Genomic DNA, 11,833 nt, shown 5'->3' with positions numbered 1-11,833 from the left:
CACCGGAAGGAGGGGGCCATGATGTACAACGCTCAAGGAAAGATGTCCCAGGCTGACGTGCTCGCGCAATATGCGCCGCTCGTGCGCCGCCTCGGGCTGCAGCTCGTCGCGAAGATGCCGGCGAGCGTCGACCTCGACGACCTGATCCAGGCCGGCATGATCGGCCTGATGGACGCGGCCGGCCGCTACAAGGAAGACCAGGGCGCGCAGTTCGAGACCTACGCGACGCAGCGCATTCGCGGCGCGATGCTCGACGAGCTGCGCAGCAACGACTGGCTGCCGCGCAGCCTGCGCAAGACGTCGCGCGAGGTCGAGCACGCGGTGCACCAGGTCGAGCAGCATCTCGGCCGCTCGGCGAGCGAGACCGAGATCGCGGAGCACCTGAAGATGCCGCTCGACGAATACCAGGGGATGTTGCAGGACCTGCACGGCAGCCAGCTGATCTACTACGAGGATTTCGACCGCGCGGCCGACGACGAGCCGTTCCTCGACCGCTATCGCGTCGATCACGCCGATCCGCTGTCGGCGCTGCTCGACGAGCACCTGCGCGAAGCGCTCGTCGAGGCGATCGAGCGGCTGCCGGAGCGCGAGAAGCTGCTGATGTCGCTGTACTACGAACGGGGTCTGAATCTGCGCGAGATCGGCGCGGTGCTCGAAGTGAGCGAGTCGCGCGTATGCCAGTTGCACAGCCAGGCCGTCGCGCGCCTGCGCGCACGGCTGCGCGAACAGGCGTGGGTCGGCGCGGAATCCTGACCCTTTCCTGACGGCCACGCGCGCCGACGCCGCGCGCCTGGCATCGGTGTGCGCATTTTGCGCGCCGATTTGCTACAATCCTTCCCGTTTTCCGAGGAGCGTTGCGACGGGCCAGTCTGGGCCCGCCAGGCTCGGAAGGCTTCACCAAGCAGCCGTGCGGCGCGCGTTTAGCGTGTTGTCGCGCCGGCCCCGCTTCCTGAACGGCGCTCACGTCACCAATCTAGAAACTTTTTAGAAAGGAGGGCGTGATGAACGCCATTATCGATTCCAAAGCTTCCAACGATTTCGTCGTCGCCGACATGGCGCTGGCCGGCTGGGGCCGCAAGGAACTGAACATTGCCGAGACCGAAATGCCGGGCCTCGTGCAGATCCGCGACGAATACAAGGCACAGCAGCCGCTGAAGGGCGCGCGCATCGCCGGTTCGCTGCACATGACGATCCAGACGGGCGTGCTGATCGAGACGCTGAAGGCGCTCGGCGCGGACGTCCGCTGGGCGTCGTGCAACATCTTCTCGACCCAGGACCACGCGGCTGCCGCGATCGTCGAAGCCGGCACGCCGGTGTTCGCGTTCAAGGGCGAATCGCTCGACGAATACTGGGAGTTCTCGCACCGCATCTTCGAATGGCCGAACGGCGAATTCGCGAACATGATCCTGGACGACGGCGGCGACGCAACGCTGCTGCTGATCCTCGGCTCGAAGGCCGAGAAGGACCGTTCGGTGATCGCGAAGCCGACCAACGAGGAAGAAGTCGCGCTGTACAAGTCGATCGCGGCGCACCTCGACATCGACCCGACCTGGTACTCGAAGCGCCTCGCGCACATCAAGGGCGTGACCGAAGAAACCACGACCGGCGTGCACCGCCTGTACCAGATGGAAAAGGACGGCCGCCTGCCGTTCCCGGCGTTCAACGTGAACGATTCGGTCACGAAGTCGAAGTTCGACAACCTGTACGGCTGCCGTGAATCGCTGGTCGACGGCATCAAGCGCGCGACCGACGTGATGATCGCGGGCAAGGTCGCGGTCGTTGCGGGCTACGGCGATGTGGGCAAGGGCTGCGCGCAATCGCTGCGCGGCCTGGGCGCGACCGTGTGGGTCACCGAAATCGATCCGATCTGCGCACTGCAGGCGGCGATGGAAGGCTACCGCGTCGTGACGATGGAATACGCGGCCGACAAGGCGGACATCTTCGTGACGGCCACCGGCAACTTCCACGTGATCGGCCATGACCACATGAAGGCGATGCGCCACAACGCGATCGTCTGCAACATCGGCCACTTCGACTCGGAAATCGACGTCGCGTCGACCCGCCAGTACCAGTGGGAAAACATCAAGCCGCAGGTCGACCACATCATCTTCCCGGACGGCAAGCGCGTGATCCTGCTGGCGGAAGGCCGCCTGGTGAACCTCGGCTGCGCGACCGGCCACCCGTCGTTCGTGATGTCGAACTCGTTCGCGAACCAGACGCTCGCGCAGATCGAGCTGTTCGTGCGCGGCAACGAGTACGAGAACAAGGTGTACGTGCTGCCGAAGCATCTCGATGAAAAGGTCGCGCGCCTGCACCTCGCGCGCATCGGCGCGAACCTGTCCGTGCTGTCGGACGAGCAGGCTTCGTACATCGGCGTGCAGAAGGACGGCCCGTTCAAGCCGAACCACTACCGCTACTGATCCGATGCGCCGCCGCCGCGGTGCCGTGCTCGCGTCGCCGACGCGCACACGGTACGGCGGCACGGCGCGGATCGCCGGCTGCCGCGGCGCGCCTTCGGGCACCCGCGGCGGCCGGCGGCGGCCACTGATCGTACCGATCGACAACCGAACCGGAGCACTCCATGAGCGTCATTCTCACCTGGGTCATCAATGCGCTCGCGCTGCTGATCATCACGTACCTCGTGCCGTCGATCCACATCAAGAGCTTCGGCACGGCGCTGATCATCGCGGTCGTGCTCGGCCTGATCAACACGGTGATCCGCCCGGTGCTGATCCTGCTGACGCTGCCCGTCACGATCGTCACGCTCGGGGTGTTCATCCTCGTCGTGAACGCGTTGTGCTTCTGGTTCGCGTCGTCGCTGCTGAAGGGCTTCGAGGTGTCGGGGTTCTGGTCCGCGTTCTTCGGTTCGATCCTGTACAGCATCGTGTCGTGGCTGCTGTCCGCACTGATCTTCGGTCAGCGCGACATCGGCTGAGGCCTGAGCCTGTTCCCACCGAATCATGAAACCGATCGAACTCTCGTTTGAATTCTTCCCGCCGAAGACGGCGGAAGGCGTCGAGAAGCTGCGTGCCACGCGTGCGCAACTGATGCCGCTGAAGCCGAAATTCGTCTCCGTGACGTTCGGCGCCGGCGGCTCGACGCAGCAGGGCACGCTCGATACCGTGCTCGACATGCAGAAGGACGGCCTCGAGGCCGCGCCGCACCTGTCGTGCATCGGCTCGTCGCGCGACAGCCTGCGCGCGATCCTCGACCAGTACCGCTCGTACGGCATTCGCCATATCGTCGCGCTGCGCGGCGACCTGCCGTCCGGGATGGGCGCGGTCGGCGAGCTGCGCTATGCGTCCGAGCTCGTGAGCTTCATCCGCGCCGAGCATGGCGACTGGTTCCACATCGAGGTCGCAGGCTACCCGGAGTACCACCCGCAGTCGCGCTCGCCGAAGGCCGATCTCGAGAATTTCGCGCGCAAGGTGAAAGCCGGCGCGAATTCCGCGATCACGCAGTACTTCTTCAACGCCGACGCGTATTTCCGTTTCGTCGACGATGCGCGCAAGCTGGGTGTGGACGTGCCGATCGTGCCGGGCATCATGCCGATCACGAACTTCTCGCAGCTGATGCGCTTCTCCGAGATGTGCGGCGCCGAAGTGCCGCGCTGGGTGGCGCGCCGGCTCGAGAGCTTCGGCGACGATCGCGAGTCGATCCGCGCGTTCGGCGCGGACGTCGTCACGGGCCTGTGCCAGCGTCTGGTCGACGCGGGCGTGCCCGGGCTGCACTTCTATACGCTGAACACGGCGGCCGCGACGCGGACGATCTGTGAACGGCTCGACGTGTAAGCGCGTCACGCGATTGCATGTGTAAAAGCCCCGCCGGTTTTGCCGGCGGGGCTTTTTTTCGATGCCTGCGGAGCGGGGCCGCGTGCGTCAGCGCTGCGCCTGCATCAGCGGCGGGCGGCGGTCGAACCATGGCCGCGCCTGTTCGAGCTGGCGGGCGAGCCTGAGCAGCAGCCCGTCGTCGGTGTGACGCGCGGCGAACTGCACGCCGATCGGCAGCCCGCGCGCGTTCCAGTAGAGCGGCACCGACATCGCCGGCTGGCCGGTCAGGTTGAACAGCTCGGTGCAGCCGGCCCACGTGAACGCCTTTTCCGACGACTTCGCCAGCATTTCCTTCAGCAGCGGCTTGATCGGCAGCGCGGCGAGCACTTTCATCTGCGCCGATTCGAACGGCGTCGGCTGCAATTCGCCGATCTTCACCGGCGGCCCCGCGAGCGATGCGCACAGGATCGCGTCGTAGCGCGACACGAGACCGGCCACCTGCACGGTGAGCTGGCGCTGCCATTCGAGCACGTCCGGCAGGCGCGTGCGTGCGAGGCGCCGGCCGACCACGGCCATCGCCCACGTCGCGGCTTCGAATTCGCCGCGCTTGGGCGTGCGACCGGTCAGCGCGCGTGCGCCGAGCACCATTTCCTCGGCGATCGTCGCCCACAGCGTGAGGAAGGTTTCGGCCGCGCGCGCGTAGTTGATGTGCAGCGTCGCCGGCTCGACATGGTGGCCGAGCGATTCGAGCAGCGCGGCAGCGTCGTCGAGCGCCGCGCGCGTGTCGTCGGCGAGGGCCGGTGCGAGCATCGGGTCGAGCACGAGGCCGATCCGCAGCGGGCCGGGCGGCGTGTCGAGCTCGCCGAGGAATGTGCCGGGCGCACCGGCCGGCAAGGTCTGGCCGGTCGTCACGTCGAGCAGCAGCGCGCTGTCGCGCACGCTGCGCGTGACCGCATGCTGGACGACCAGCTCGCCGTTCGACGGCAGGTCGACGAGTACCGGGTTGCGGCTCGGCTTCAGGCCGAACAGCCCACAGCACGACGCCGGAATGCGGATCGAGCCGCCGCCGTCGGACGCATGCGCGAGCGGCACGATGCCGGCCGCGACGGCCGCGGCCGCGCCGCCGCTCGAGCCGCCGGGCGTGTGGTCGAGATTCCACGGATTGCGGCACGCGCCGAACAGTTCGGGTTCCGTGTACGGCATCTGGCCGATTTCCGACGTGTTGGTCTTGCCGAACACGTTGAGACCGGCCGCGCGGCTTCGCGCGATCACCGGCGAATCGTCGTCGGGCACGAAATACCGGTAGTGCCGGCTGCCCATCGACAGTGGCAGCCCGGCGACGGCCGCACCGAGATCCTTGACGAGATACGGCACGCCGGCGAACGGCGCGTCGGTGCCGCCGTCGGGTGTGGCGGCCGCACGCTGGCGTGCGGCTTCGTAGTCCTGCAGCACGATCGCGTTGATCGCGCTGTTGACCGCTTCGGCCTGGCCGATCGCGGCGTCGAGCAGTTCGCGCGGGCTCACCTTGCGTTCGCGCACCAGTGCGGCGAGGCCGATCGCGTCGTGCGCGAGATAGTCCGAGTGCATCGCAGTCACCCCCGTTGTGACTCGTGGCGATGTCAGGAGCATAACGCGGGCCCGGCGAGAGGGGCCCGCGGCCGGCCGTTTTTAGAGGTGCTCGGCGAGGAAGGTCAGCGTGCGGCCGTGCGCGAGCGCCGATGCGCGCTGGTTGTACGACGCGCGGTCCGTGCAGTTGAAGCCGTGCTCGGCGCCCGGATACACGTGAAACGACGCATCGCCGTGGCCGGCGAATGCGGCCTTCACCTGGTCGACGGCCGTGAGCGGGATCCCGTGGTCGTTTTCCGCGTAGTGGAACAGGATCGGCTGCGTGACCTGGCCGGCGAGGTCGAGCGCGTTCTGGATGCCGCCGCCGTAGTACGCCACTGCCGCGTCGATCTTGCCGGTCGCGGCCGCGCGGTACGCGAGCTGGCCGCCGAAGCAGTAGCCGATCGCGGCGATCTTGCCGGCCACTTCGGGGCGTGCGCGCAATGCATCGGCTGCCGCGCCGATGTCCGCGACCGCGAGACCCACGTCGGTCTTTTTCATCAGCTCGATGCCCTTGTCGCGATCCGCGCCTTCATAGGTCAGCTCGACGCGCGGCTGCGTGCGCCAGAACACGTCCGGCGCGAGCGCGACGAAGCCGTCGGACGCGTACTGGTCGGCGACCGCGCGGATGTGCGAGTTCACGCCGAAGATCTCCTGGATGATGATGACGGCGGGGCCTGTGCCGCGCTTGGGCAGCGCGAGATAGCCGCCGAAGCTGTCGTTACCGGTCGGGATGTCGATCCATTGGGCAGTCACGTTCTGAACTCCTGGCGAACGGGGTGCGCGATGCGCGCCCCGGGGTGAAAGAGGGCGGCCTAGGGCCTGTTCCCGCTAATAACGGACTTGCGAACGTGCCTTTCCGCCCGCAGGGCAAGGAGAGAGGAGGCGCAATAGCCGTAGCTATTGCAACGACGAACGACGCGGCAATGCGGGCGGAAAGGCACATTCCCCTGTTTGGGAAAATTCATTCGTGGGGCTGGCCCCCAGAAGGGCCGATCGCGGCGTCATGCTCCTTGCGAATACGTCGAGTATTCGCTTCGTCGCATTCCTTGCGCTCGGCCCTTCTGGGGGCCAGCGCAAGCCCGTTATTAGCGGGAACAGGCCCTAGTGTGCCACCGATCGTGTGTCGTTGCAGGGCACGCGCCCGCTTCTCGCGCAGCGATCGTTTCGATCTCGATTATTCATTTTTCGGCGCCGTGCCGCTTCGATAGAGTCGATGTGCCAGCCTTTACAAAGCGCTTTCGCGCATCGTCATCGAAGGATTCGCCATGTCTGCCCGCCTGTTTTCCACCCCCTTTTCCGAACGCTTCGGCCTGCGCCTGCCGCTCGTGCAAGCGCCGATGGTCGGCGCGACCACGACCGCGATGGTCGCTGCCGCATCGAATGCCGGCGCGCTCGGCAGTCTCGGCGCCGCCGCGTTCGCGCCCGAGCGCCTCGCGACCGAAGTCGAAGCCATCCGCGCGGCGACCGACCGCCCGTTCGCGATCAACCTGTTCGTGCTGCCGGACGCGGCACCCGACGCGGCGACCGTCGCGCGCGCGCTGGCCGCGATCGACCCGCTGAATGCGGCGCTCGGATTGCCGCCGGGCACCGCGCCCGCGCGCTACGCGCCTGATTTCCGTGCGCAACTCGATGCGCTCGTGGCGCTGCGCGTGCCCGTTGCAAGCTTCACGTTCGGCGTGCTCGATGCGGCCGACGTCGCGCGCCTGAAGGCCGCCGGCACCTACGTGATCGGCACGGCGACGCACGTGGCCGAGGGGCTCGCCTGGCAGGCGGCCGGCGCCGATGCGCTGTCCGCGCAGGGCGCCGAGGCGGGCGGCCACCGCGGCACGTTCATCGGTTCCGCCGATGACGCACTGATCGGCACGTTTGCGCTCGTACCGCAACTGGTCGACGCGACGGGCCTGCCCGTGCTCGCCGCGGGCGGCATCATGGACGGCCGCGGGATCGCGGCCGCGCTTGCGCTCGGCGCACAGGGCGCGCAGCTCGGCACGGCGTTCCTCACCTGCACGGAAAGCGCGATTGCGGCGGACTGGAAGGCGCGCCTGCTCGCGAGCACCGACACGTCGACGCAGGTCACGCGCGCGATTACCGGCCGCCACGCGCGCGGGCTGCGCAATACGCTGATGGCCCGGCTCGGCGAACGCGTGGCCGACGCCGCGCCGTACCCGGTGCAGAACGCGCTGACGCAGCCGCTGCGCCAGGCCGCCGCGCGCGCGAACGACGGCGACTACCTGTCGCTGTGGGCCGGGCAGGGCGCGCCGCTCGCGCGGCGGCGCGGCGATGCGCTGACGACGTCGCAGCTCGTTGCCGCGCTCGATGCCGAATGGCATGCGGCGGCTGCCTGAATCGTTCATATCGGACGACGAAACGCGCGTTGTCACGCGCGTTTCATTCAACGATCCCGGGCACAAAATACCGAATCGAAATGCCCCGGGAAGGCTTTAAAACGACCTTTCAGCAAGTCGCCAGGAATTAGCGGAAACCCTTATCCAGTGGGGCTTGCGGCGATATTCGAGTAACGATTCCAAAGTGCGCATATCAGTAGTGATACCACTACCCCAAAAAAGTCCCACAAATTAATTTGATCACCTACACTTGCGCGCAAGTACGGGCAGGCGGCTGCTAAAAGCGGTTGTTTTCGCGTGCTTGAGGCCAAGTGCATGAACGATGCAACCGGCGAATCGTCCAGTGATTGCAAACACAAGGATGGCAGCGGGGCACCGGGCGATGGCGTTTATTGGGACCGAAACTGGAGACTTACATGAATATCAAAATGCAGAAGCTGTTGCCGATCACCGCTGCGGCGATGCTGTGCGTTGCAGCTGCAAGCAACGCGGCCGCCGATCAAGTCGTCAAGATCGGCCACGTCGCGCCCTTGACGGGCGGCATCGCACACCTGGGCAAGGACAACGAAAACGGTGCGCGTCTCGCAGTCGAGGAGATCAACGCCAAGGGTCTCACGGTCGGCGGCCAGAAAATCACGCTGCAACTCGATCCGCAGGATGACGCGGCCGACCCGCGGCAGGCCACGCAGGTTGCGCAGAAGCTCGTCGACGACAAGGTCGTCGCGGTGGTCGGCCACCTGAACTCGGGCACGTCGATCCCGGCCTCGAAGATCTACAGCGATGCGGGCATCGTGCAGATCTCGCCGTCGGCGACCAACCCGGCCTACACGCAGCAAGGCTTCAAGACCACGTACCGAGTGGTGGCCACCGATGCGCAGCAGGGCCCGGCACTCGCGAACTACGCGCACTCGAAGGGCATCAAGAGCGTGGCCGTGGTCGACGATTCGACCGCCTACGGCCAGGGTCTCGCGAACGAGTTCGAGAAGAAGGCCAAGGCGCTCGGCCTGAAGGTGGTGTCGCATGACGCGACGAACGACAAGGCGGTCGACTTCCGCGCGATTCTGACCAAGATCAAGGGCGAGAATCCGGACGCGATCATGTACGGCGGCATGGACGCCACTGGCGGCCCGTTCGCGAAACAGGCGAAGCAGCTCGGCCTGCGCGCGAAGATCTTCGCGGGCGACGGCGTGTGCACGGAAAAGCTGGCCGACCTGGCCGGCGACGCGACCGACAACGTGGTGTGCTCGGAAGCCGGTGCTTCGCTCGAGAAGATGGCGGGCGGCGCAGCGTTCAAGGCGAAGTACGAGAAGCGCTTCGGCCAGCCGATCCAGATCTACGCACCGTTCACGTATGACGCCGTGTACATCATCGCCGATGCGATGAAGCGCGCGAACTCGACGGATCCGGCGAAGATCCTCGCGGCGATGCCGTCGACGAACTACTCGGGCGTGATCGGTACGACGACCTTCGACTCGAAGGGCGACCTGCAGCACGGCGTGATCTCGCTGTACAACTACAAGAACGGCAAGAAGTCGCTGCTCGACGAAGTGAAGATGTAACGCAACAAGCGGTCAACAGAAGGGGTGAAAGCGCGCATGCGGCAACGCATGCGCGCTTTCTTTTGGGCCGGCGCCTGACGCGCCGTCAGATCTTCAGCCGCGCGAGTACCTTCGGCGCAACGGCCGCGACGAGCGCCGCGCACAGCGCGACCACGGACAGGCCGATCGTCAGGTTCGCGGCCTGCGCGACCGCGCCGATCACGACCGGACCGAACAACATGCCGAAATACGCGAGCCCCGCCACATGCGCGAGCCCTTCGGCCGCGTGGATGCCTTTCACGCGCGCGGCGGCCGCGAACAGCACCGGCATCATGTTCGCGAGGCCGAGGCCCATCAGCGTGAAGCCGGTCAGCACCGCGGCCGGATACGGCAGCAGCAGCGCGCCGATCATCCCTGCACAGGCGAGCGACGCACTCGCGAACACGAGCTGCGGCGCGCCGAAGCGGGCACGCACGGCGTCGCCCGCGAAGCGCGCGACGGCCATCCCGCCCGAGAACGCGGCATAGGCGGCGCTCGCGAGCGCGGGGCTCGCCACGACGACGTCGCGCATGTAGACCGTCGCCCAGTCGTACATCGCGCCTTCGGCGATCAGCGCGACGAGCGCGATGCCGCCGAGCATCCACAGGGCGGGCGAGCGCCAGCGGTTGCCGCCGCCGTGCGCGTGTTCGTGGTGCGGCACATGCGGCAGCACGGCCGGGCTTGCGATCATGAGCACCGTCGCGCTCGTCGCCGCCGCGAGCGCGAGATGCACGGCCGGCGCCATGCCGGCCGACAGCAGCGCGCCGCCGGCGGCCGCGCCTGCCATCCCGCCGATGCTGAACATGCCGTGCAGCGACGACATGATCGGTCTGCCGATGGCGATCTCGACCGCGCTGGCCTCGGCGTTCATCGCGACATCGAGCGTCGCCATCGAGAAGCCGAACAGCGCGAGCACGGCGAGCAGCATCGCGTAGTCGGGCACGACGAGGATCAGTGCCGCACAGGCCGACATCACGAGCCCGCCCGCCAGGCACGCGGTGCGCGAGCCGACGCGCGCGATCCAGCGCGCGATGGTCAGCATCGCGGCGATCGAGCCGACGGCGACCGCGAACAGCGCGATCGACAGCAGCCCGGGGCTCAGCGCGAACTTGTCGCGCACGGTCGGCACATGCACGCCCCACGATGCGAACATCATGCCGGCGACGAAGAACAGCGCCATCGACGCCGCGCGCGCGCGCTGGCGGGCCGGCAGTGACAGCACGCGATGCGCGTCGGGCGGCGCGGCGAACGGGGACGACGATTCGGGGGAGGAGGATTCGGACACGGAAAGGCTCGTCAAAAGAAATGCGCGGACGCACGCGGCGCCCGTCGGACCTGTCCGATTCTATCGAACCGCTTACGATCCTGCCGGGCGATGGCCGTTTGGCCGATGATCCGGCGATTGTGCGACCCGGTGCCCCGGGTTCGGCCGCATTGGCCGTTCGACCGATGCGCGGCGCACCGCGCCCGCGGGTAACATCGAAGCGCATGGCGTGCCCGGCGCGCCGCCCTTCGACCGCAGGAGTCCTCTTGAACATCGATCCCGCTCTCGCCCTGCATCTGCTGCACCGCTGCGCGCTCGGTACGCTCGCCACCCATGCACGCGATCCGCAGGGCTTCCCGTATCCGACGGTCGTCCCGTTTGCACCCGATGCAAGCCATCGTCCCGTGATCCTCGTGAGCGGCCTCGCGGAGCACACGCGCAATCTGGCCGCCGATCCGCGCGCGGGCTTCCTCGTCGTCGACGCGCCCGGCGGCGACGTGCTGAACGCCGAGCGCGCGACGCTGCTCGGCCGGTTCGCGCCGCTCGGCGACGATCCGCACATCACCGCGCGCTACCGGCGCTACGAGCCGGACGCCGCGCGCTATCTCGCGCTCGGCGATTTCACGTTCTGGGCGCTCGACGTCGAGCGGCTGCGCTATATCGGCGGTTTCGGGCGCATGGGCTGGGTCGACGGCACGCATCTCGATGCGCTGCCGCCGCTCGCCTTCGATGAGGAACAAGCGTTGTGGGACGCCTACGATGGCGGCGCTGCGCGCCGCGACGGGCTCGAATTGCTCGGTGTCGATCGCCACGGCGCCGACTGGCGATATGACGGCCGTCGCGTGCGCACGCCGTTTGATACGCCATTGACCGATGCGCGCGCAATGCAAGAACGCCTGATTGCGTGCGCGCGGGATGTGACGTGACGTCGCGGTGCCGGCTTGTCCGCGGTTTGTCCGTTTAGCGTGCCGCGCTGTCCGATTTTCGTGAAGTTGTCGTCCGATGAAAGCTTCTATTTTTGAGAATGCAGGGTAATTGCGTATGTTGATAGACCTAATAGGAAATGGCTAATGTCCTAATCTCTGTGTAGGAACGTAAAAATTTGAGAAAAGGCCGCAGCCGGTCAAAATGACACGAGTGAATTTCAATTGATCTCGGGATTTTCATGAATCTCGCTTCTATCAAATCTTTTTTGTGCTAATCTCTGCCTTCGAAAATCCGAGGCACATATATTTCATGAATGGTGAGCTGGCTACAGACTGGCGCCAT

10 protein-coding genes and 1 riboswitch are annotated in these 11,833 nt (G+C 66.7%); of the genes, 7 read left to right on the top strand and 3 right to left on the bottom strand.

Annotated features, from left to right (window positions below; genetic code table 11):
* Window positions 1–18: 18 nt before the first annotated feature.
* From HAV18_RS31175 to metF, 4 genes are all read left to right on the top strand, one after another.
* Window positions 19–753: an RNA polymerase sigma factor FliA gene (locus HAV18_RS31175; RefSeq protein ID WP_034188070.1), complete on the top strand. Its 735-nt coding sequence runs from the start codon at window positions 19–21 to the stop codon at window positions 751–753.
* Between the two features lie 87 nt (window positions 754–840).
* Window positions 841–969, top strand: a riboswitch (S-adenosyl-L-homocysteine riboswitch).
* A gap of 32 nt (window positions 970–1,001) precedes the next feature.
* Window positions 1,002–2,420: an adenosylhomocysteinase gene (gene ahcY / locus HAV18_RS31170; protein WP_166963752.1), complete on the top strand. Its 1,419-nt coding sequence runs from the start codon at window positions 1,002–1,004 to the stop codon at window positions 2,418–2,420.
* 161 nt (window positions 2,421–2,581) lie between these two features.
* Entirely contained in the window at window positions 2,582–2,935 is a 354-nt protein-coding gene (locus tag HAV18_RS31165; RefSeq protein WP_006477367.1) for a phage holin family protein, read from the top strand.
* Between the two features lie 25 nt (window positions 2,936–2,960).
* Window positions 2,961–3,791, top strand: a complete 831-nt coding sequence (gene metF / locus HAV18_RS31160; RefSeq protein ID WP_021164275.1) for a methylenetetrahydrofolate reductase [NAD(P)H] — start codon at window positions 2,961–2,963, stop codon at window positions 3,789–3,791.
* 87 nt (window positions 3,792–3,878) lie between these two features.
* Here the strand turns inward: metF and HAV18_RS31155 are convergent, their stop codons facing one another.
* Together HAV18_RS31155 and HAV18_RS31150 are read right to left on the bottom strand one after the other, a co-directional pair.
* Entirely contained in the window at window positions 3,879–5,357 is a 1,479-nt protein-coding gene (locus tag HAV18_RS31155; protein ID WP_166964041.1) for an amidase, read from the bottom strand.
* An 81-nt stretch (window positions 5,358–5,438) separates the two neighbouring features.
* Complete coding sequence (locus HAV18_RS31150) at window positions 5,439–6,131, bottom strand: dienelactone hydrolase family protein (protein WP_166963750.1); 693 nt, start codon at window positions 6,129–6,131, stop codon at window positions 5,439–5,441.
* 512 nt (window positions 6,132–6,643) lie between these two features.
* Here HAV18_RS31150 and HAV18_RS31145 point away from each other — a divergent pair.
* Entirely contained in the window at window positions 6,644–7,723 is a 1,080-nt protein-coding gene (locus tag HAV18_RS31145) for a nitronate monooxygenase family protein (protein WP_166963748.1), read from the top strand.
* A 416-nt stretch (window positions 7,724–8,139) separates the two neighbouring features.
* Window positions 8,140–9,282 carry a branched-chain amino acid ABC transporter substrate-binding protein gene (locus HAV18_RS31140; RefSeq protein WP_166963746.1) on the top strand — a complete coding sequence of 381 codons (1,143 nt, stop codon included), beginning with the start codon at window positions 8,140–8,142 and terminating at the stop codon, window positions 9,280–9,282.
* Window positions 9,283–9,367: 85 nt separating this feature from the next.
* On the opposite strand, the gene HAV18_RS31135 is transcribed toward HAV18_RS31140, so the two are convergent.
* Window positions 9,368–10,585: an MFS transporter gene (locus HAV18_RS31135; RefSeq protein WP_166963744.1), complete on the bottom strand. Its 1,218-nt coding sequence runs from the start codon at window positions 10,583–10,585 to the stop codon at window positions 9,368–9,370.
* Window positions 10,586–10,830: 245 nt separating this feature from the next.
* On the opposite strand from HAV18_RS31135, the gene HAV18_RS31130 reads away from it, so the two are divergent.
* On the top strand, window positions 10,831–11,490 hold the full coding sequence (locus HAV18_RS31130; RefSeq protein WP_166963742.1) for a HugZ family protein: 660 nt from the start codon (window positions 10,831–10,833) through the stop codon (window positions 11,488–11,490).
* The last annotated feature ends 343 nt before the right edge of the window (window positions 11,491–11,833 follow it).

The sequence above is a fragment of the Burkholderia sp. D-99 genome (genome assembly GCF_011605345.1).
GTDB lineage: Bacteria > Pseudomonadota > Gammaproteobacteria > Burkholderiales > Burkholderiaceae > Burkholderia.
The sequence above is the reverse complement of the archived record's forward strand: the minus strand, read 5'-3'. Positions and strand labels throughout refer to the sequence as shown.